Source organism: Marinimicrobium agarilyticum DSM 16975, from assembly GCF_000423345.1.
Taxonomy (GTDB): domain Bacteria; phylum Pseudomonadota; class Gammaproteobacteria; order Pseudomonadales; family Cellvibrionaceae; genus Marinimicrobium; species Marinimicrobium agarilyticum.
Genome location: NZ_AUHU01000019.1, coordinates 1 through 21,577, shown reverse-complemented (window position 1 = coordinate 21,577; position 21,577 = coordinate 1). Strand labels below are relative to the sequence as shown.

The following is a 21,577-nucleotide window of genomic DNA, read 5'->3' as shown; positions in this document are numbered from 1 at the left end:
CATTCAGCGAACGATGGCATGAGTCCAGTTGCGTTCGAGGAAAAGGCGGCACTGGCCGCATAGTTAGGGTGTCTACTTTTTGTGGGGAACACTAGCATACATGGAGATAGACGAATGATTCATGACGATGACCACCTGCTAGAGGTTTCTAATGAGGTGTCTCAGAAACTCCAAGAGATTCAGGATTATCTCGGTGACAGGAATCATGATAATGCGAAGATTCGCTTTCCGTACGGATACATCCGACGTTGCGACACTCACAGACAGAGATACTCATTCTTAAGCTGCGAAATACTGAAAAGCAATATTTCTTACGCCCTTCTGTCTACCGATATTACCCGTTGGTTGCTAAATCGAACAAATGTTATTGGTACAGGGCAGGAAATGCTTATCAAGCAAGGAGTATCTGTGGTAGGTAACATAGTTGAGTCTGTAACAAAAAACTATCTTCAGGGGAACGGTGGCCGCAACAGCTACAAAAGGCGAACCGAAATCCTGGTCGAACGAGAGATCATAGACCAAGCATTAAAAAACGAGCTAGATTGGCTCTGGGATCAACGAAATAATATACACATTGTTTTAGTGGCAGACCGGGAATATCAAAGATATTCTTTGCCAGATTACAACCGATCAATCAGAGCGCTCCATAACTTGCGTAATTCCTTGAGCGAAAATGGACCTCTTAATGGTTAACAAAGCGTTGGTGTCGGGGTGGTCTTCCGTTGCACTATAAACCATCCACAAAGCGTGCGCCCCAAGGTGATCGCACTAATTCCGCTTTCGACCCAAAGCGGACATTGATGATTGCATTAAGATATTAAGAGGGGCTTTATGTCGAAACCGATTTCGTTTGGAAATTTTCAATTTAGAACAAAGAAATCTGCGACAGAAGAGGTTCGTCGTCGAATTAATAAATATGAATTTGGCGATAAACTAAATATAGAGGATGAACTATTCTTTACATCTCTATTTACGCTGCATTCAGAATACAAAAATAAAAAAGGCGTAGGAATAGATCATATAAAAGTTGAAAGAGATTTCCACAACAATAGATGTCTTTATATCCATCGAGTAGACGGCTCTAAAGTAGATTGTAGCTGGACTCATTGCATACGGCCAGCGCCCCAAAAGTCAATTGTTTCGATAGCTTTTCGGAGGGCTGTAAAAGACATTATAACCTCCTTCAAAAGGGAGCAACTGGCATTCGTCAAATCATGTCCTGAATTAGGTACAGATTTATCAATGAGTAATAGCCATGCATCCTATACAGGAGCTAGCTTTGAAAATCTGGTCGACGATTTTTTAAACCTCAATAATTTGACATATGAATCAATTACATTGACCAATCCAGCACCGGGAGATGAGGATCAGAGAGGCATCATTTCAAACCCAGAAATAATTAATAAGTGGATTGAATATCACTATAAAAATGCCTCAATAATGATTCTTAGCAAGGAAGCAAACCTTAGAAAGCTAAAACAACAACTCCTCGATTTTAAACCTGCGGAAAGCATATAAGATGACAGACGCTTTATCTTTTGGGGAAGAACATACAGATTCAGAATGGGATTGTTCATACTTCCAGCTAAATGTTCCCGCCTCTACGTTAGAAAAAATCTCCCTATGCCATGTTCATGTATCTAATCTTTCAAAACTGGCAAACGAGCTAGCCAAGTCGGTTATGGATAAATCCTGGATAATGGAATTAGATGAAGGGGTTGCATTAGCATATCAGCAAACCGTCGAGGAGACTGCAGAAGCCCTGACAGAGATTTTTAGTAGCGATACCCATGTAAATAATGAAGGCATCAGCGGAGAGTTTGGAGAAATAATGGTTTCGATGGGCGCATCACGAGCATTAGAATTTGTCTTCAGCCACTTATCTCTACCCATAGCGGAGCTATGGAAGCCAAAATTAAAGGGGAACGAAGGGTTTGATTTCCATACAATTTGTCCTGAAAACCTAATCAACTTTGGCGAAGCCAAATATTCCAGTACAAAAAACCCATACGGAGGAAACACTGGTGATACGGACGGTGCTGCAGGCCAAACAGACGGCTTTATTAAAGCAGAAAAGCATTTAAGAGATTACGTACATTTAATGCACTTGGCTGAAGGAAAACCCAGTGACAACCTTAAAAAGAAAAATTTCGGAGCAATTCTTTCATTTTCAATGAATGCGAAAAAACCACTATCCGTATATTCAAATGCCATAAATGCCATACTAGAACTTCCGCATCTTCTGACAGCAGAAAGGATTTATCTGGTGGGAGTAAGTCATGATAATTAAGTCAATAAGAGAAAGTGAAAGCCCGGAGAACGACATATCCATTCTTCTGCAAAGGCTACATAAGGAAGGCCCACGGGTTAGCGATATTTTAGAAAAACTAAGCTTCTACAAAGAATTTCACAATGAGATATTTATAAAATTTGAGGAAAAGATTATTTCCGCGCTAGGTATATATTACAAACTGGATAAACCGAGCGATCTTTATTCATTCCTAATGTCTGGATTCGGGAAGCATAATGAGAAATTGTATGGAAAAAAACTCACACCTGTTCAAGCGAGCATAAGAAACGCAACCGAAACTAAAAAATACACATCAATATCAGCCCCTACCAGTGCCGGGAAGTCCTTTTCCATCCGAGAACTAATTGCATCAAGCACGGGGGATGCTGTCATAGTCGTACCCTCAAGAGCGCTCATTGCTGAATATGTGGGTTCAATGCAGAGGCGATTTAGCGAGGACAAATCAGTAATGATATCCTCATTTGCCGACCATGTTTTCAAGGGAAGAGAATTAAGAAGAATATTTATACTAACTCCAGAAAGAACCAAGGATCTGTATAAATTAAAGCAACTTCTTAATATAGAAATATTTTTTTTCGATGAAGCCCAGATTACTGATGAAAAAAAGCGCGGCCTTATATTTGATGTAATGATAAGAAGGATTAAAAGAAATTTTCCCAATTCCAAGCTAATATTCGCACACCCATTCATTAACAATCCAGAAGCCCATTTCAACAAACATGGCATAGATAGAAACCAATGCTTCTCAAAAGCATACCCATTCGGAACTGTAGGAAAGATTTGCATATTCAAGCATGATAATCAGAAAAGCTATTACTTTTCTCCGTATACTGAAAATGGACATAAAATAAACAATTGCGTGGAGTTCGACGGATCATTCAGCGAATTTGCTCTAAATGGAAAAAACTCAATCTTGGTCTATGTATCAAAAAATTCTATTAAGAAAGGAGACTTTTTAACTGGGTTTGATGAATACATAAACAGCTTGCCCCCAACTTCTTCTTTAGGCGGGCTAAAAATAATAGAAGAAATACAGCATATACTAGGGGCTGATAACAGTACTCATAAGTCAACAATGATAGAGCTTCTTAGAAAAGGAGTTGTTATCCACCATGGGTCAATACCGCTCGAAGTTCGTTTTCTTATTGAAAGCTTTATTCGGGGAGGTCACGCCACTATATGCTTTGCAACAAGCACATTGGCTCAAGGTATAAATATGCCATTTGATATTGTATGGATAGAAAACAATCGACTCATAGGAACTGAAGAAGAAAGAGCATTATCATTTAAAAACCTCATTGGCCGATCTGGAAGAATGACAGATGAGATAAAATTCGATTACGGCTATGTTTATACGAATAATCCAAAACTTTTCTCCCAGCGGATAAACTCTACCATCTCTTTAAAAGAAACATCACTAATCGAAACCTGCGACCCCAGTGAAGACGAAGACGACAGGGAGCTTTTGGAAGCCATAAAAGACGACACACTTGATGATGAGAAAAATGTTCCGTTATCAAAGGTTGAACGGCTATCTGGACTAGAATCCATTAGTAACGCAAAGCTTTTTCTAGACATACTCTATAGTTCGGACAGTATAAAAGAGAGTATCGGAGGCATACAGAATGAACTAAAAAGAAGCGTTGCCAGAAACTCTTTAAAACGGATTTTCGAAATTTCATTAGATAGAGACTTAATGAGAGGCGAAGAGAATGTTTTTAACAACGCAGTTTCGATACTTTTCCATATGTTTCAACAAAGGTCCTTTCGTGAAATTGTAGGAATTAGATTTAGTTACATTTCTGACCGAGACAAAATGAACAATGGATTTGCCCAGTTTTCTCAACCCGCCGAAAAGCTTCCAAATATTGATAGAACCCATGCTTTTGGACTGTATGAAGCCAACACTCCATCATCAAAGGTTAGCTATGACGCAGTTGTCTATGATACTTATGACTATATGGATCAGGTAATATCGTTTTCTTTATCAGATATTTTTGTTGCGGCCTTTCAAATATACAAGGACCACAATGAAGATCCACGAGCAGATGACGTGATAAAACTTTTTAGATATGGCACTAACGACCCATATCACATACTATTAATGAGATATGGATTTCCACCAGACTTGGTAGGAGAGATTGAGAAATACATAGCAAATATTGATGAACACGAAATCCGTTTTAAAGAAAACGTCAAACAAGCACCCAGTGAAATTCAGGAACTAACTGATTGGTACATGCCAGATTAAATATATATTTCCTTTGGCAATCTCAATGTCCACCTCTGGCCGTTACCGGAAGCTAGCTTATCCACTCTGTATTAGATTTAAGAGCAGTCGCCAACTGGACAACTAAGCTGACAGAGTGGGCAGTGACGCTGTCTATTCCGGCGGGCCAACTGAAAGCCCAGAGGCGAACACAAAGATCCTTGAAATTTTGGAAGGATAGAGACCTTCGCTCAACAATCGTGACTCCAAACACAGGAAACCAAGGGAGTAGTTTTTATAATGAAGTTTAAAGTTATACAGAGAGATGGTAGCGTACCTGATAAAGGTAAGAGTACAGGGTATTTGAGAGTGGACAAATGGAATGACTTTTCATTTGTGACAATGTTCTATCTCTATGTATATGATGAATATGGAAAGTTACATAGAATTGGAAATATAAAAATTGCGTTTAAAAATCAGGAGACTAGTAAGTCCACTTATGAGTCAATTGAAAATCGTTTTTCAGTATTAGGTGATAAATATTTTTCTTTAGGTCAGGATGTTGATTATTACAAGAACCTATCTTTACTTTCTTTAGAACTAAGAAATGATGTTCTTTCATCATTACGGGATATTGTTATTGATCCTAGCATTATAGAAGAAGTTAAAGATGAAGACGTGTTCAGAACTTCTTTATTGCGGGACATTAGCCTGTCGATGATCAAAGGACAATTTGCGAGGGTATTAGATGGACAGCCACCCCTTACGGATTTTGAATTTTCTTTTGAAAGGCCAAAACAAGAAAAAATTTCAGATATAGAGCTGGAGTTCAAAGTAAAAGCAAGCTCCGCTCCAAGCACCAATATTCATGCTGTTATTGGAAGAAATGGTGTGGGAAAGACAACCTTGCTTAACGATATGATAAAGGCTGTAATAGTTCCTGAAAATACGGAAGCAGGTTTTTATGAAGGAACAGGTATTTGGTGCCCAGTCGCTATTAGTAAAGACTATTTTAGCAGTCTGGTATCTGTATCTTTTAGCGCCTTTGATCCCTTTAATCCACCGAAAGAGCAACCTGATCCGTCTAAAGGAACATGTTATTTCTATATCGGGCTAAAAGATCGTGAGGATCAGGATAGGCTCAGGACAATACCTGAGTTGCATGAAGATTGCTGTAAAGCGCTAACTGAATGTTTTAGATCTAAGGCGAAGAGTGAACGTTGGCGTGCCGCGATCAATAAGCTTGGATCTGACGTAAACTTCGAAAGAATGGGATTGGATAAATTAGAAATAAAGTATAAGAAACTCCGAAATAATCCAAAACTTAGAGTTCAATCAGATTCAGGTCAGTTCCGGGCAGCCTATTTAGAATCAGTGAAGTCTTACTTAGAGCTAATGAGTTCTGGGCATGCGATCGTTCTTCTTACGATAACACGATTAGTTGCTGCTGTTGAAGAAAAGACCTTGGTTTTAATCGATGAGCCAGAAAGCCACTTGCACCCTCCTTTGCTTTCAGCATTTATCAGAGCGCTTAGCGATTTGTTACATGATAGGAATGGTGTTGCCATTATAGCTACCCACTCACCAGTGGTGCTGCAAGAAGTCCCCAAGTCTTGCGTGTGGACAATTGATCGTATTGGCCTTGCCACCAAATCTAGACGCCCAGATGTTGAGACTTTTGGAGAAAATGTTGGGATTTTAACTCGTGAAATTTTTGGGCTAGAAGTTGTACGTTCAGGTTTTCATGACCTACTTGTTCATACCGTTTCTAGAGGAAAAGATTACGAAGAAATCTTAGGAGAATTTGAATTTCAACTCGGTTACGAGGGAAGGGCGATTTTGAAAGCCCTAATAAATCATCGGGATGGAGGAAAACAAAATGATGCGGATGAATGATCCTGAGTTGAGCATCAATGATACGCTGGCGGCATGTATAAATGGGGCTAGTCGACTTCCTCACAAGCAGCGATTAATATCTTCGGCAAATGATCTGGAGCAAGAATCTGACCGTTATCGAACTTTAGGATTGACGGGAGACCTCTACTTAATTCCTGCCTTAGTTACAGATAGAGCATATAATCCTGTTGTACTGTCTGATCTAACGAAAAATGAACTTATTCGGCTGTACGAATACTATTTAAGAGATAAGGAAACTGGTAGAGAGCATTATGATAATTTGCTTGCCTCAGCAGATAAGTGCCCATTCTGTGGAGGGTTAGGAGAAAGCCCAAAGAATTTAGATCATTACCTTCCAAAAGCCTTTTTTTCCCAGTTCTCGATCCTTCCTTTCAATCTAATCCCGTCTTGTCGTGATTGTAACATGGATGGTAAGGGTACTACCTATGCTGAAACTAAGGAAGAGCAGATACTTCACCCAATCCTAGATCAGCCTCATTTTTTTGAGCAACAGTGGATTCTTTCAGATTATACACCTGACCCTAACGATGAGAGAGAGCCAGGTGTCTTTGACTTCTATACTTCGCCACCAGATGAATGGACTGATATAGATAAGGCTCGTGTAAACAAACATTTCGATGAATTTGATCTCGGTTTACGGTACTCAAAGAAGGCTGGGGCTGAGCTCGCGGACGTTTTGGCTCCGCTAAAATATTTCTCTAGTGTTGAGGATTTTAAGAGAACGAATCTTCAGCCTGTGATTGATAGAGCGTTATTTGCGAACCACTGGAAAAAAGTAATGTATATGGCATTGATGGAATCTCTCTGACAAAGTTATGTGTAATGTCCGCTATTGGCCGAAGGAAGAAGTGTAATATGAATTCTCTGTATATCATAGGTAACGGTTTTGATTTGCACCACGGGCTCGATACTCATTACAGGTCGTTCGGCTTATACTTGCAAGATCACTATGGCACTATCTATGATCAGCTCTTAGAGTATTTTGGATTACCTCATATTGATAAAAACGACAAAGCTGTTGATCCCCTATGGAGGGACTTCGAGCACAGCCTCTCCTTACTAGATGTCGATATGGTCTATGAGGCTTATAGCGGTTCGATTGCCAACCCTGGCGCCCCCCATTTTCGTGATCGTGACTGGAATACATTTGCGATAGATATGGAGATGGTTGTTGATAGCCTTACTAAAGGCCTCATTAAAGCTTTCCATGAATTCATCTCGCAAATCGACTATACCGTAATACCTAGAGACAAACGCATTTCTTTAGGTTCTCATGCGCTATTTCTGAGTTTCAACTATACCGACACACTGGAAAGCTATTACGGTATATCGGACAGCCAAATCACATACATTCATGGTAAGGCGGTTAATAACGACGAAATAATTCTGGGGCATGGTGTTGACGCTAACAACTTTACAGAAGAACCTCCTAAGGCGCCCGCAGGATTGAGCGACGATGAGCTTGAGCTTTGGGAAGAGGAAATGAATGATCGGTATGATTACTCCTTCGAACTAGGAAAAACTGCTCTGCAAGACTATTTTTCTTCCAGCTACAAAGATACTCAAGCGGTCATTCGTGTCCACATGGATTTTTTTGCAAGCCTAGAAAATATCGATCAGGTTTTTATACTCGGACATTCTTTGTCAGATGTGGATTTTCCTTATTTTGAAAAAATAATAACATCAATAAGGCGAGCCCCGAAATTCACTGTGTCATACCTTTGGGATGAGGAACGGCTATCTCACACCAAAACACTGTGTAATCTTGGTATTCATAAGAGCCAAATTCGCATGACCAAAATGGAAGTATTGTAAGATAAACAACACTTCAATGTCCGCTACTGGCCGTAAGCGGACAGTTGGACTAGCCTCAGCCAATCAATCACAACAGACCGCTAAAAACAGCAGAAGTACGGCGTAAAGCCCAATGGTACTAATCTGCAATGCCCCCACCCTGTCAGTCTTTTATGATTTACTGCGAAAATCCGCTCTGATAATTTAGCTAAGAAGCACCGAGAGCATACCCGTAATCATCATAATAACAGCGGTCAACATCACCATGAAGAGAAGCGCCAACTCAATGTAGCAGAGCGCTATAAGCGATTTTCCAACCGGAAGTGTGCCGCTAAAGCCTTTAAAGCGCTTCCACTTAGCCAGCTTGGGAAACGTTACCAAGAGAATATATCCCACTGTTTTCAACATCGTCAGAGGCCATACCACATAGGTATTCAACTCCTTTTTATGGAAGTATGGCTCTTTGAACAGAAGCGGATCCAATCGGCTTATTAACGTGTTATGAAGCACCAGCCCAAAGATAACCGACAATAGAACCAACGGAATCGCAGGGATTACAGAGTAAACACCAATCGTATTAATTACATCAAGTGTGCTTTGCATCGTATTCTGACTTCCAAATCTTTAAAGTCGCATTGACAGGCCGGGGGCGACTAATCTACCGGACTTCGGCTTCTCTTTATTAGAGCACAACGCACTCACTCCAGTCGCTCCAGAAAGGTCGACCGGGTTCCCCAGCGAGTCGTACATATGGCGCGCCGCTCGTCCTGAAGCATAGCTGACAGCGGCAACACCTGTTGCGATCACCAATGAGGCTACCCACCCTACCGGGGTAGCCGCGAGCGCAACCGCAATTGAAATTCCGGTTGTGGCACCCAAGCCTACAGTTGCCGCGGTAACCGTTTCGACCAAGATACCACTTTTTTCCTTGCCGGATTCAGCCTCGGCAATTTGATCGCACGCCATTTTGAGAGAAACCGCAGTAAGAACAATACCACCTGCCGAGGCAAGCCTGGAGGCATTAGCGAGCTTTTTCGCTTGCTGCTTCAAAGGGGAGACCGGCTTCGTCTCCGCATTTCGACTAATCCGAAGCACCTCAGAGAGATCAGAGGTCCCGTTAAGCAACCATTGGGTAGGGCCAAGCTTTTGGCTGAGCTGACTGACCAACTTCCGGCGACGATAGTCATATTGACCCTTGGTTAGATCGCCACCTTTGTAGCTTTCGTAGTTTTCGACCATTTCCCGCAGTAGCGGCGCATTCTGTTTAAACGTTCGGTCCAGCGCTGCCAGCTTTGCACTACTCCCACCCATGATCAGTGGTGTCAGCAGCGATGTCACCTCCCTTTCAGCCGGAGACGCGCTGGTCCAATGATCGTTTAACGTGATAAACCAGTCATCTGAGGCGCTGAAGTGGTGTGGGAAGCCCTTGGGAGCGGCGCAGTACTGCTGGGGCACCTCTAGCTTCAATAGTTGGTCAGCGTAGATGGTACTGGCATTTTTGGCGGAGCGGTTGGAGGCCACAATTTGCTGAATCAGCTCTTGCTGTCTCTGGGGGCTCACCGGGCCATAGTAACGTTTGACGATCGCGCTCAAGGTATCGCCCGGGCGTATACGATGGACAACGGTGTCGGTTTCGGGGGAAGTAACGGAATGGTTCATGAAGTCTCCTTGTCGGGCTGTCCCTACGACGTTGAGTCGCCACCAAGTTAGCAAATGCCTAAGCCACAGGCAAGCCACTCTGGCTGGCGTAAAGGTTCTGAACGAAACGGCACCAGAGAGCGCGCGTTTACCCGCCTACTATAGAAAAGAATACTATAGTTATCAGTGACGCACTTCTCACTTTAGAACCACTCGCAACGCCCTGAAGCTGCTGGATGGCTCCGCCCAGGGGATAATCCGCCCTCTGCTCCGGCTGGGGGGCTTGGTGTGTACTTGCATTCTATGGAGGGGGATAAGGTACAGCAGAGTTTTCACTGCCTGCGGAGGCCGAGGGAGTGCGCGGCGTGCGGCCTTAGCGCTCGGTCGTCGACAGAAGCTTTTAGGGTTGCCAGACCGCTTTTTATGTGGCAATTTACGTCATAGGATATCGGCCAATATGGCTGCTGCTTTGCCACTATGCGCGAATGACGGCGAGGGATTGCGTGCTCCCCCTCCTCAAAAAATTCCCGCATAAACAACTAGTTACCGTGCTAGACGGAATGATATCGCGCATGCGCGATCGCGATATACCAATGTTATCAAAAGCTGGGATTAGACAATGGACGACGTTTATAAAGACAATTTTAAGCAAGCGATCGCAAGCTCCCAGAAAGCACTGTATTCCGCTAGCGTGATTGCGTTATTTGTATGGATCTTGGCGAAGTCTGAAGTGCTTGAGGAAATAAAACTTCCGATCTTAGGGTTTTCAGTGGAAGCCAATTTCGGGGTGCTCGTTGTCATGCTCCTTTATACTGCTTTAGGAGCACAGCTTATGTACTGCCTGAGCATTGCTAGCAAAAACCTCAAGATGGTTGAGAGCACTGATTTACGGCAGGCACTCCTTTTATCCCCGTCTGTGCTGAACGGGTCGCTGGCTGTACGCGTGACGGCGGTGATGGCACCGTTTCTTATCCTGCTTTCCGCGATGCATACAGCGTTTTCGGGTAACTGGGCTGCTGCCTTTCTCGTCGCGATAGTGTATTCAACCTTTCATTTTATTGCAGCAAGCTACTCCTACGAGATTAAATGATAACCAGTGCAGGCACGGCGACGGCTTTTCCGCTGAGGCTTCGCCTCCACTATAAAGCCGCGCATGCTGCGACTGTTATGTGAAATATTAGTATGACTGAAATCAGTATTGCAGTTAGCGCTATAGGAACCTTCTTCGCTTATATTGAAATTTGGCATCCTAGGATCATTAAACTTATCGAGCGACAGGTAGGCAATCACTTATCGAGTAACATTGAGTTCAAATGCCAGTTAAAAACGGATGTAGAAGTTGTTGGGAAACGCTTCGAAGTGCTACTTCCTGAAGTCCTCAAGGGCCCCCAATTTGACAAAACGCCTGAGCGAAGTAAAGAAGAAATGATGGTTGGTTTGCACTATACAAAAAAATCCATACTGCTATACTTTGCAGTCCTTTTATACCTGCTTGTGTTATTCCCACTGAATACGGTGATAAAGTATTTAGGCGGCTTAGGGAAAGGCCGGTTTGTTGGGGGGCTGGGGATTTTTCTAAACGTAGTTGGTTTGACTATCGCGATTTTGAGTAGGTAGGGATCGAATTGCAAAATTACATAACCATGTGCAGCAGTTCGCGCCCTTCCGGGCGCCGGAGAAGCCTCCCCCAAGAAAAGTAGACACACGGCCCAAATTAACCGAGGGGGCGCTATGAGCGAAAAAGCGACGAGCAGGCCTCAACTTGATCTACGGGGTACATAATATAGATAGAGAGTTCGATCTACTGCGGACGGCACTTCCAAGCTTTCAGGTGCCGTTCTAGGAACTTATCTACCTCTTTATAGGAGCGTAAATTTGGCTTTTCCAGATTATAGTTAAGAGCGACCGCATCATCCTGCAATGTTCTGATGCAAGTAAACCCGCATTGAAAGTTATCGTGGTAACAAAGGTTTCCGTACAAGCTCAACTCCACCGAGCCCGGCACCGAAGACAGCCAGGTTCCGCGATCAAAACCTGAAGGAATATTGGATTCGGTAGAAACCCGAGAGACAACCCAAAAACGTGAGCCATTTCACGCTTTTCCGGCAACCTACTTAGAATCTTTCGTTCCGAGCCAACCGTCAATAGGCGTGTCGGAAAAACGATTGAATTGGGTGTTGCAAAGGAGTTTACAACAGTTTTACTATACGTTTCTCCGTAACGGACCTTTCCGACCAAGGATTAGAGTTTGAGCTCCTAATATGGACACTTTTAACCGAGTATTACACGCCACTTTACTGGTATTTCTAACGTTAATAGTTGCCTGCACTGACAATCAAGGGGGCTCAGACAGCCTTACCAAAGTCCCTGATAGTTACAAAAAGTACGAAGAAAATGGAGTCAGTTTGGCTTACCCCGGCGACTGGACTCTGTCTTACGATAGTTCCCCTTCTATATACACCAGCCGAGGCATCGGGCTGAATATCTCCGAGTTCTCTACTGCTACTGTGCTGATCTCTGAAGATCGGGACCTGGCGCTGGATTACGTCACCAATCGCTTTCTTAAAGAGTTTCAAGTCCACGAAAAAGACACTATCGAGAACTTCAGCCGGCACTCTGAAACCATCGGAAAGTTCTCCTCTGAAACAGCCACTTGGGAGGACCAGTTCCTTGGGCATACACAGTACGAGCTAACGGTTTCCAAGGTTCACAACAAGCCTCATGATGTATTCGTGGTCTTCAGCCTGAGCGATGAAGACATAGGTAAAGTTCAAGAGCACAAAGAGCGCTTTCTCAACAGTATTCATATTCAATAGTCAGGAGGACATATGTCCAACACGGATAGTACGTACAATGGAGCACTTATCAGTGAGCTTGGCGTTAAACGCTACTTAAAAGGCAGGTCTGACCTCCCCACCTCCAATATTGATTTTTTTATTAGGGGAAAGGCCGCAGAGTCCGCCTGGAAGGAGTGCAACTTTGGATGCCACGGGCCTACCTATCGAACATTAACGAAGCCATCCACGTTCCACGAGGCACTGCAGCCTATAGACGGCCTCTCACCGACGCTTGCGGGCGTAATAGATGGCATTCGTCATCAAACAGTGGGAAGAGCGCAGACCATTACCGACGGGATCGAGCGAACCGGCGAGGGGCTTATGTTGAACGGAGACGAGGCGTTTCAGAACGTGGGCGACGAAAACCTGGCAGCCTATCAGTTCGCCACCACCTGCTTCGAAAAACTTGTCACGTTTGACATCGATACGCTAGAAAACCCCCTGTCCCAAGCGGTACTCACCATCGTGAATGAGTATACCGCCGTTATTCCGGAATGGGTGCTCCGCAACGCTTATCAAGATGGTGCCTTCATACTGCCAGATTCGATCAACGCGGTCTCGCTGATGAAGGCAGTCTCCATGGGAATTATCAAAGATATCGACCAAAATGATGTGAACGAGGCGATTGACCTTCTAAGCAATCCCTCCAAACGCTTTATCGGCAAGCAAATCGGAAAGAAGCTGGCTTCGGCTATGGGAGCAGTACTCGCCGCCAGCATCAGCAAGAAGCTTTTAAACCAAGGCCCCGGCATTAATGCCACTAAACGCGACCTCGCAAAGCTTCGCACCCACATGCGGGGGCTGAAAGGCGGGTTGGCCGGCACCCTGCTGACGCTTCTGCAAGCGCAGGGCTTCCTGGACAGAGCGGGAGATGCGAGTCGCCGCCTAAATCAAGCAAGCCCCAGAGTGTGGCGCTTGCTCCGCTATGAGCTGAACGGGGCCAACATGGTGTATTTTCTGGTAGAACCCTTTTTACGAGAGTACGTCGACCGGCTATCGTTACTCGAGCGGAGACCTCAGGAGTTTGCGAAAGTCATGGCGGCGCTGGTACAGGCAAAGCAAACCAGAAATATTTTCTTTCCCGGTAGTTCTATGTGAGCAACGCAACGATTACTTAGGCGTTAATCCCGAAGAGCGCCCCCTTATACATATAGCTATTTAGAACGGACGCATAGCACGGAGTGACAATGAGTAAGCTTGGATTCTTTATCCGTTTCACAGTAATTTATACGTTGGCGATGGCTGCGGCAGGCGTTGTGATAAGCCTGCTTGGTGTCGGAATGGCAAGCGGTGTGAACGCGCCCATTTTGATGGGCGCGGCCTATTGGTGCTTTTATTCGTTCTCGACAAAGAATACCCGTCTCGTTAGAGACGACGAAAAGTGGCATCTGATCTTTCTGGCTCTGGCCGGTGACATTTTAACCAGCATGGTGTTGGGTACTCCCACTGCGCTGGCGAATGACATCCCCGTGACTTACCTACTAATCGGGGTAGTTATCATCGCACCACTGCATTTTTTGCTATTGATGTTTATCAACTTTATGGTGAAGAAGGCGCTTGTGAAGCAACGCTCAGACTTGGTGGAGAGTTAAAACTTCATCTGGCACATTGCCGAGGCGTCAAGGTTTCCTGTAATGCTGATTTTGACTACGTATTGCCCATAGTGATAACCGCTTGTACAATATTTGCCTCCTACCCTGACATCTATAGGTATTAGTCCAATGCGTCATTGATGCCGCCGTCTCCGTGACGGCCAGTCTCAACCCGCCCCCAGTAGCCGGGGGAGTTGTTGGCATCCATGGAGTATCACATGACGACTACCTATCTCACCCTGAAAGGGGTTTCTCTTGTTCTGCCGGACGTTAGAACGCTTTTCACCAACCTCAGTGTACCTTCCGCCGAGGCGCTGGAAATGATGTTAAGCCGCTACCAAAGCGTGTCGATCGTGGTGGCACACGACGATATTTTCCTGAACAACCTCGGCCTGACAGATCGCCTGGTAGCGACCGAGGAAGGTTGGCACATGGAGGCGCTCTGACGGCTTGGTGTCCAAAGTACCTGGTTAACGACCTTCGCCTGCCAAAGCACCTTCTCCAATCTGAGAGAGTTGCACTTATGGAGTTCCTCCAACACCACGACCAGTCGGCCTGAATGAGACAGGACCCAACGGCGGCGTGAGTATTGGCGCATTTACGACGAACAGGCCCAGCAACGCCCGCAAATTCGTGTGCTAGCGGGCTTATAGCTCGTTAGCCGGCTCGGTCCCCGACAGAAGCTTTTAGGCTTGCCAGACAGCCTTTTATGTGGCAATTTACGTCAAAGGATGTCAGCCAAAACGGCTGCTGTTTTGCCACAATGCGCGAATGACTGCGAGGGACTGCGTGCTTTCCGACCCCGCCTCAAAAATTCCCGCAAAAACAAATAGTTACCGGAATAGACGGAAGGATATTGCGCACCCGCAGGAATGATGTCGGGCATGCGGGGTATCCCAATGTTATGAATGGGAGAGATATGGAAATTCGAAAGTTTAACGAGCCTGATCGAGAAGATATCATTGAGCTATGGAAAGCTTGCAATCTCACGCGCCCATGGAACGATCCAAATAAAGATATTGATCGAAAGGTACGATTTCAACCCGATTTGTTCTTCGTGGGCAGTGTTGGTGAGAAAATTATCTCGTCAGCCATGGCTGGCTATGATGGCCATAGAGGCTCTGTGTTTTACTTGGCAGTAAGTCCAGATAGCCAAGGTCTCGGCTATGGCCAGAAAATGATGGAACACATCGAAAAGGCACTTACGAAATTGGGTTGTCCAAAAATAAACATCGTAATCCGTAGTAGTAATGATCGCGTATTGGGTTTCTATAATAATATGGCGTACGCAAAAGATGACGTTGTCAGTATCGGGAAAAGACTAATACCAGATGCATAACGATCGCAATCAGTCGAAAATTTTTTCTGTTCCTTGTTTTACGGTTTACGCTACGCTACCGAAAAACAATACACTCCAAATATTCCGCTATTTCGGGCGTTAGCCACAAGTGAACTCATATGAATATTGAATATAGCAACACTTTAGAAGAAGTCCCGTGGGATCGGGTCTCATACCTTTTCGAGCAGGTAGGTTGGGGGGCACGGTCGCCGGATAAGATCGAACGCGCCTTCCAGAGCAGTAGCTTTGTTCGCTTCGCATACGCTGGCAATGAGCTTGTGGGGTTTGGGCGTACAGTTGATGATGGAGTTTACTATGGCTGGATAGTGGACTTGGTTGTTCTCCCAAGCTTTCAAAGGCGGGGAATAGGGAAACACATATTAAGGGAGTTGGAGAGCGACCTCAGTCCTTTCATTACAACAATGCTGGTAGCCGCCCAAGGCGCGAGCGGTTTTTACGAGAATCAGGGCTGGTACAAGCAACGATCAGCGTATATCTACCCTCGGTCCGAGAGGCAAATTGATGTCTTCTCAGAAAGGCGCTAACAAAGCGTACCAATACACCGCCGCAAGCGGCGGTAGACCTTCCCCAATAAAGTAGACACCTAAGCCCCACTTAACGGAATGGTGACAATATCAGCATGAAGGCGAGAAAACAGGCGTCAGTTTAGACACGCGGGGAAATGCTATTGCCTTCATAGGGCTCACCCTCAATCAGGCAGGTGTCACCGGTAAAGGGGACTGCTTCGAACAAGGTGCTTGAGAAGTCCAGGGTGTCGACGCGCTTGCGCGGATCTCCCAGCACAAAGGTGGTGTTCCCGGCGCGGCTCATCTCCTCCGCGATGCGTTTGCTGCCGAGCTTGTTGACAAAGGCCCGGTCGTTGTATTGGTCAACGCCCAACCAGGCGGCGCTCATGGAGGCGGCGAGTTCCGGCACTTGGCTGTCCTCCACCATGTGTACCATCACCCCCTGATCCTGCAGCTCCCTGTACTGGGTTAACCCCTCGCCGCCGGGGTCCGAGCGCGTTTGCCAGATGGTTAGCCCGCGATACCGTTCCGTAACACGCCTAATCGCCTCCAGCAACATGCCGCTGTGGCTATGCACCAGGACGTGACTGTCATCCCAGTTTCGCGCCTCAATCAGGCGAGCGGCCACTCGGCGGGGAAGGTCGGACCAGTGTCGCTCGTAGTCTCGCAGCGCCTCGAAAAACCCGGAACCGATGGAGGGCTCCAGCTCCTCAAGCAGGTGGTGGACCACCACCATTGATTGGTCGACATGTCGAAGTTGCTGGAATGCCCACTGCAGTTGCTGTCGGTCAGGCTGGCTGCTTTCAAGGCCGAAAAGCGCCCTCTGGATGCGGGCTACCAGTTGGGAGGAGCCGCTTTCCCGGTCGGCGACAATGCTGGCTATCTCCTGCTCAAACATGATATTGCTCCCTACCATTGGTGTCGGACAGAAATGAGACACTACCCAAAACTGAGTGTGGTTTGAAGCATTCTCTACAGCCGCCCAGCGATGCCAGAAAATCCGGGGAAGGCTGGTTCCAGGCTCGTTAGTCGGCTCCGTCGCCGACAGAAGCCTTTTGGGTTGCCAGACCGCTCTTTATATGGCAATTTACGGCAAAGGATGTCAGCCAACACGGCTGCTGCTTTGCCACAATGCGCGAATGACTGCGAGGGACTGCGTGCTCTCCGACCCCTCCTCAAAAAATTCCCGCAAAAACAAATAGTTACCGGAACAGACGGAAGGATATTGCGCACCCGCAGGAATGATATCGAGCATGCGCGATATACCAATGTTATATGCTTTCGAGAGCATCTTCATCCAACTTTCAGTTGAAATGATGTCGTTCTTCTAGCAGGATAAAAGTATGAACCTGAATCTTACGCAAAAAGTATCTCGAATTATCATCATTCCATAGGAATGGTGGGAGTTTTGATGCGTCTATAATATATCAAACCCACCCCATAGAGGTGGGTTTCCAGTTTCTGCCTCATGGGAATAATTCACATAAAGGAGGCAGAATGAAAAAAATAGCAGTTTTTGGTAAGCCCGGAAGCGGTAAATCTACTTTAAGCAAAGCGCTAGCGTTGGCAACTGGTATACAGTTACATCAGCTAGATTCGATAGTGTACAAAAAGAATGGGGAGTTGGTAGATCGCACTTCATTTGATGAAGCACATGAGCGTATCTTATCGTCTGGAAATTGGATCATTGATGGGTTTGGACCAATAAACTCATTTCACCAGCGTTTGGAAGCAGCTGATACGTTGGTTTACGTTGATCTACCATACATAACAAGCTACTGGTTTGTGACAAAGAGACTTCTAAAAGGGCTTTTTGTCAAACCTGAGGGTTGGCCTGAGGGAAGTTCAGTAATAAAAGGTACTCTTGAGAGCTATAAAGTTTTACGGCTATGCCCAAAATTCTGGAATGATGATTTCACTTCCAGATTAGAAGCAATGTCAGATAGAAAGTCATTATATATTGTTAAGTCGGTCTCTGAGCTAAATAACTTTGTATCCCGAAATGTCATATAAATGCATACAACAATCCAAGGCAGGGGGAAATATTTTGCTTCGCTACGTTCAAAATGCAAAGTACTCCCCTGCTGGGGGCGTTAGCCAAAGGAGTACCCTTTGAGAACGATTTATTTCATTGTTGTCGCATTGTGTTCATTTACTCTTAATGCGGAGGCGGTTCATATCGTTGATCAATCGAGAGATAGAGCAATTCCCGTCCAGATTTATGAGCCCGCCAATCAAAGTGACTGCACAGCTCAATCCAAGTGCCCGGTGGCCATTCTGAGCGCTGGGTATGGAGTTTCCCCTACGGATTATGAGTTTGTCGTCAATGCCTACGCCACGCTAGGATATCTTGTGCTTGCCGTAGGCCATGAGCTCCCTGGCGACCCGCCGCTTTCAACATCTGGCGACCTCTATCAAACCAGAATAGAAAACTGGCGCAGAGGCGCGGAAACACTTAGGGTTGTTGTCAGCAGTATGAAAAGACAGCGTCAGGGCTATGACTTCAATAGGCTAACCCTGATTGGCCACTCCAATGGCGGCGATATTTCAGCCTGGGTGGCAAATCATGACGCTTCCGCGGTCGATGCGCTAATCACTCTCGATCATCGGAGAGTCCCCCTCCCGAAGGTTAACGGGCTTCGCGTACTTTCTTTACGGGCTGGCGATTTCCCCGCCGATAAAGGTGTAATTCCGACGCCCGAAGAGCAGGCATTGCTAGGAATTTGCATATTGGAGTTCCCACAGGCTCTGCACAACAATATGACTGACAATGGGCCTGAATGGCTCAAAAGTCATATTTCCGAGGCGCTCTTGAAGTTCTCATCAGGCGAGTCGGAGTGTCGAAATTGAAGAGAGGTTAACGATCTAACTGACGAAATAGACCGACTCGTAAAACTAGGAGAAAAGTTGTATCACGGGCGAATGGAGATAGAGGATAACAGCGGGATGTGCCAGCTCGCCGATCCTTTTGGAAATCTTATCGGTCTTAGAGGACCATTTAATAAATGGCCATTACAGTGACCGCCCTACGCGTAGGGCTTAAAATGATGGGACGTATGGCAGGAAGAGCAACCCGCGAATTGGGCCGAGCCTATGGAGCCCAGACTGCGAGCGACTTGTCGCGCATCTCGAACGGAGAAAATCATGGGACTTCTAACCTTCAGCCTCAACGTCACCCTGGACGGCTGCGTCGACCACGAGGAAGGAATCGCCGACGACGAGACACACACCTTCTTCACCCGCCTAATGGACGAGAGCGGGGCCATGCTCTGGGGCCGCGTCACCTACGAGATGATGGAGAGCTACTGGCCGGCGGTTGTCCGCGGCGATGTGGAGGCGCCGCCGGCGGTGCGCGAGTGGGCGGTTAAGCTGGAAACCAAGCCGAAGTACGTCGTGTCGTCGACGCGAACGGACTTCCCGTGGATCAACAGCCACCACATCGCTGGCGACCTGCGCACGGGCGTACAGAAGCTCAAGGACGCTACCCCAGACGGTGTACTCCTCGGTAGCGGCAAGCTCGCAGCTGAGCTGGACGGACTAGATCTGATCGACGAGTACAAATTGCTCATCCACCCGAGAATCGCTGGCCACGGCCCGACCCTGTACGAAAGCGGGCTGCCCAACACGCGACGGCTCGAGTTGATCTCGGCGAAGCCGCTCCTCAGCGGCGCGGTCGCCATGCACTACCGGCGCACGCGTTGACTCGAAGAGGGGTCATGTTGCCTCTAACAGGGCGATCAAACATCGGCCGCTGTGCGGCATCGATTTTCTTCACACCAGCCACAGGCGCTCTCCATGTCGCCATTAGACAGTGAGGCTAGATGATTAACAGGATAGATAATGATACTACGGTTTATTAGAGGACTGTTCTCCGAGACCCTTTATGTCCAGATCTGGGAAAACCGGATAAAGATAACGCATATTGAGTCCCGACGTGTGTATGACCAGAAACCCTGGATTGCCTTAGACATTCGCAACAGCAAAAAGCAGATCGTTGTCGCGGTTGGAGATGAGGCATACGCCATTCAAGGGCGTCACGGAACTGAGGCATCGAACCCGTTTTCTCACCCCCGACTTCTGGTAAAGAACTTCTTGAAAGCAGAGAAGGTCCTGCAACATGGAGTCCGAACCGTTTGTGCCAGAAAGGTCTTTAACCCAAGCCCTGTAATCGTCATCCACCCCAGAGAAAAGCTGGAAGGCGGTCTTACCGACATCGAGTGCCGCCTGTTTAGGGAGCTGTGCCTGGGTGCGGGAGCTCACGCCGTCCACCTTCACGTAGGTGAAGAGCTAGATGTTCATAACTTCAAGGTATCGGCTCTTTCTGACGCCCATTAGTCGTTCACAACATTGGCGCCGGGCCATACATTGAAGACATTCTCTTTGGCTTCGAGATAAGGGGGCATTATCGGTTTGTTCCCAAGGAGTATCAGCTGGACAACCTCTCATTCGGCCCCGCCACATCGGATAATCCAGAATTCCCTGGTCAACGACCTTGGTCTGCCCAAGCCCCTTATCCAGTCTGAGAGAGCTGCATTCATGGAGTTCTTCCAACGCTGCGGGCTTCATGCTCGTTAGCCTGCTCGGTCACCGATAGGAGCTTTTAGGGTTGCCAGACCGCCTTCTATGTGGCAATTTATGTCAAAGGATATCAGCCAACACGGCTACTGCGTTACCACGATGCGTGAATGACGGCGAGGGACTGCGTGCTTTCCGCCCCCGCCTCAAAAATTCCCGCAAAAACAAATAGTTACCGGAATAGACGGAAGGATATTGCGCACCCGCAGGAATGATATCGAGCATGCGCGATATACCAATGTTAACTATGTATCCGACAACCCAGGAGGGGGGATTTAACATGACCAGAACCTTGATAGTGCTATCTTTAACGATTTTGATTGGATGCACAACAAGCCAGCAACACGGATCAGGCGCTTCACCTCCAAGTCCAAACAGCTCGATTGCCATATATGAGAACAATCAAAATGGCTTAGAATCAATCATTAGTAACAAGGCGTTAGAGTCCTTTAGGGAGAAGTACTTAGCGGCCAGCGAGAACAAGGCTTTCGCTCAGTCATTGTCTGGAGCATGGGATTGGAAATCGAATAGAACTTCCGTAGAGCATGCAAGAACAAGTGCACTGGTGGGATGCCAACGTAACAACCGGGAGTCAGAGGATTTATATCCATGCAGGATAATAAATATCAATGGTGAATGGGTTGAGTAAAATACTTAGATTCAAGAGTGAAGTTCTACATTTCACCACCGAAAGTGGTGCAAGATCACTTCGCCACGGACTGCCGGTTATAAGCGGCGTTAGCCATCCGTGTTACCCACAATTGGTGGACACCTTCTATAGTTAGATAAACCACTATTGAGGTGTTCAAAATGGCACGTAAAAAGAGACAAGCCTACA

At 46.3% G+C, this 21,577-nt stretch carries 23 protein-coding genes; 20 read left to right on the top strand and 3 right to left on the bottom strand.

Annotated features, from left to right (window positions below; genetic code table 11):
- Positions 1–114 precede the first annotated feature (114 nt).
- The 7 genes from G547_RS21775 (at position 115) to G547_RS0115640 (ending at position 8,252) form a co-directional block, all read left to right on the top strand.
- Positions 115–693 carry a hypothetical protein gene (locus G547_RS21775; protein ID WP_036189076.1) on the top strand — a complete coding sequence of 193 codons (579 nt, stop codon included), beginning with the start codon at positions 115–117 and terminating at the stop codon, positions 691–693.
- Between the two features lie 138 nt (positions 694–831).
- Entirely contained in the window at positions 832–1,518 is a 687-nt protein-coding gene (locus G547_RS23190; RefSeq protein ID WP_084646101.1) for a DCL family protein, read from the top strand.
- Between the two features lies 1 nt (position 1,519).
- The gene (locus tag G547_RS0115660) at positions 1,520–2,290 is read left to right on the top strand and encodes a hypothetical protein (RefSeq protein WP_027330668.1); all 771 of its coding nucleotides are present in this window, start codon (positions 1,520–1,522) and stop codon (positions 2,288–2,290) included.
- Positions 2,280–4,562: a DEAD/DEAH box helicase gene (locus tag G547_RS0115655; protein ID WP_027330667.1), complete on the top strand. Its 2,283-nt coding sequence runs from the start codon at positions 2,280–2,282 to the stop codon at positions 4,560–4,562. The genes G547_RS0115660 and G547_RS0115655 overlap by 11 nt, the downstream gene beginning before the upstream one ends.
- A 258-nt stretch (positions 4,563–4,820) precedes the next feature.
- On the top strand, positions 4,821–6,416 hold the full coding sequence (locus G547_RS0115650; RefSeq protein ID WP_027330666.1) for an AAA family ATPase: 1,596 nt from the start codon (positions 4,821–4,823) through the stop codon (positions 6,414–6,416).
- On the top strand, positions 6,400–7,245 hold the full coding sequence (locus G547_RS23485; protein ID WP_027330665.1) for an HNH endonuclease signature motif containing protein: 846 nt from the start codon (positions 6,400–6,402) through the stop codon (positions 7,243–7,245). Before G547_RS0115650 ends, G547_RS23485 begins: the two co-directional genes overlap by 17 nt.
- Positions 7,246–7,292: 47 nt before the next feature.
- Positions 7,293–8,252 carry a bacteriophage abortive infection AbiH family protein gene (locus G547_RS0115640; RefSeq protein WP_036189069.1) on the top strand — a complete coding sequence of 320 codons (960 nt, stop codon included), beginning with the start codon at positions 7,293–7,295 and terminating at the stop codon, positions 8,250–8,252.
- 183 nt (positions 8,253–8,435) lie between these two features.
- Here the strand turns inward: G547_RS0115640 and G547_RS0115635 are convergent, their stop codons facing one another.
- Both G547_RS0115635 and G547_RS0115630 read right to left on the bottom strand, forming a co-directional pair.
- Entirely contained in the window at positions 8,436–8,834 is a 399-nt protein-coding gene (locus G547_RS0115635) for a hypothetical protein (protein WP_027330663.1), read from the bottom strand.
- Between the two features lie 21 nt (positions 8,835–8,855).
- On the bottom strand, positions 8,856–9,890 hold the full coding sequence (locus tag G547_RS0115630; RefSeq protein ID WP_027330662.1) for a LysM peptidoglycan-binding domain-containing protein: 1,035 nt from the start codon (positions 9,888–9,890) through the stop codon (positions 8,856–8,858).
- 598 nt (positions 9,891–10,488) lie between these two features.
- On the opposite strand from G547_RS0115630, the gene G547_RS0115625 reads away from it, so the two are divergent.
- The 8 genes from G547_RS0115625 (at position 10,489) to G547_RS0115585 (ending at position 16,182) form a co-directional block, all read left to right on the top strand.
- On the top strand, positions 10,489–10,959 hold the full coding sequence (locus G547_RS0115625; protein WP_027330661.1) for a hypothetical protein: 471 nt from the start codon (positions 10,489–10,491) through the stop codon (positions 10,957–10,959).
- A gap of 92 nt (positions 10,960–11,051) precedes the next feature.
- A complete protein-coding gene (locus tag G547_RS0115620; RefSeq protein WP_027330660.1) occupies positions 11,052–11,486 on the top strand; it encodes a hypothetical protein in 435 nt (144 codons plus the stop codon).
- 788 nt (positions 11,487–12,274) lie between these two features.
- On the top strand, positions 12,275–12,685 hold the full coding sequence (locus G547_RS0115615) for a hypothetical protein (protein WP_027330659.1): 411 nt from the start codon (positions 12,275–12,277) through the stop codon (positions 12,683–12,685).
- A gap of 12 nt (positions 12,686–12,697) precedes the next feature.
- On the top strand, positions 12,698–13,804 hold the full coding sequence (locus G547_RS0115610; protein WP_027330658.1) for a hypothetical protein: 1,107 nt from the start codon (positions 12,698–12,700) through the stop codon (positions 13,802–13,804).
- Positions 13,805–13,893: 89 nt separating this feature from the next.
- A complete protein-coding gene (locus G547_RS0115605) occupies positions 13,894–14,298 on the top strand; it encodes an ABZJ_00895 family protein (protein WP_027330657.1) in 405 nt (134 codons plus the stop codon).
- Positions 14,299–14,516: 218 nt separating this feature from the next.
- Positions 14,517–14,744, top strand: coding sequence for a hypothetical protein (locus tag G547_RS0115595; protein ID WP_027330656.1), 228 nt, complete (start codon positions 14,517–14,519; stop codon positions 14,742–14,744).
- Between the two features lie 473 nt (positions 14,745–15,217).
- A complete protein-coding gene (locus G547_RS0115590) occupies positions 15,218–15,637 on the top strand; it encodes a GNAT family acetyltransferase (protein ID WP_027330655.1) in 420 nt (139 codons plus the stop codon).
- Between the two features lie 119 nt (positions 15,638–15,756).
- Entirely contained in the window at positions 15,757–16,182 is a 426-nt protein-coding gene (locus G547_RS0115585; protein WP_027330654.1) for a GNAT family N-acetyltransferase, read from the top strand.
- Between the two features lie 121 nt (positions 16,183–16,303).
- On the opposite strand, the gene G547_RS0115580 is transcribed toward G547_RS0115585, so the two are convergent.
- A complete protein-coding gene (locus G547_RS0115580) occupies positions 16,304–17,062 on the bottom strand; it encodes a translation initiation factor eIF-2B alpha/beta/delta subunit family protein (RefSeq protein ID WP_027330653.1) in 759 nt (252 codons plus the stop codon).
- Positions 17,063–17,661: 599 nt separating this feature from the next.
- On the opposite strand from G547_RS0115580, the gene G547_RS23180 reads away from it, so the two are divergent.
- From G547_RS23180 to G547_RS24085, 5 genes are all read left to right on the top strand, one after another.
- Positions 17,662–18,177 (top strand): P-loop NTPase family protein, encoded by a 516-nt coding sequence (locus G547_RS23180; RefSeq protein ID WP_084646092.1) that lies wholly within the window; start codon positions 17,662–17,664, stop codon positions 18,175–18,177.
- A gap of 99 nt (positions 18,178–18,276) precedes the next feature.
- Positions 18,277–19,014 carry an alpha/beta hydrolase gene (locus G547_RS0115570; RefSeq protein ID WP_027330651.1) on the top strand — a complete coding sequence of 246 codons (738 nt, stop codon included), beginning with the start codon at positions 18,277–18,279 and terminating at the stop codon, positions 19,012–19,014.
- Between the two features lie 294 nt (positions 19,015–19,308).
- Positions 19,309–19,866: a dihydrofolate reductase family protein gene (locus tag G547_RS0115565; protein WP_027330650.1), complete on the top strand. Its 558-nt coding sequence runs from the start codon at positions 19,309–19,311 to the stop codon at positions 19,864–19,866.
- A gap of 138 nt (positions 19,867–20,004) precedes the next feature.
- Positions 20,005–20,499, top strand: a complete 495-nt coding sequence (locus tag G547_RS21765) for a rod shape-determining protein (protein ID WP_051235590.1) — start codon at positions 20,005–20,007, stop codon at positions 20,497–20,499.
- Between the two features lie 11 nt (positions 20,500–20,510).
- Positions 20,511–20,687 carry a hypothetical protein gene (locus G547_RS24085; RefSeq protein ID WP_425411502.1) on the top strand — a complete coding sequence of 59 codons (177 nt, stop codon included), beginning with the start codon at positions 20,511–20,513 and terminating at the stop codon, positions 20,685–20,687.
- The last annotated feature ends 890 nt before the right edge of the window (positions 20,688–21,577 follow it).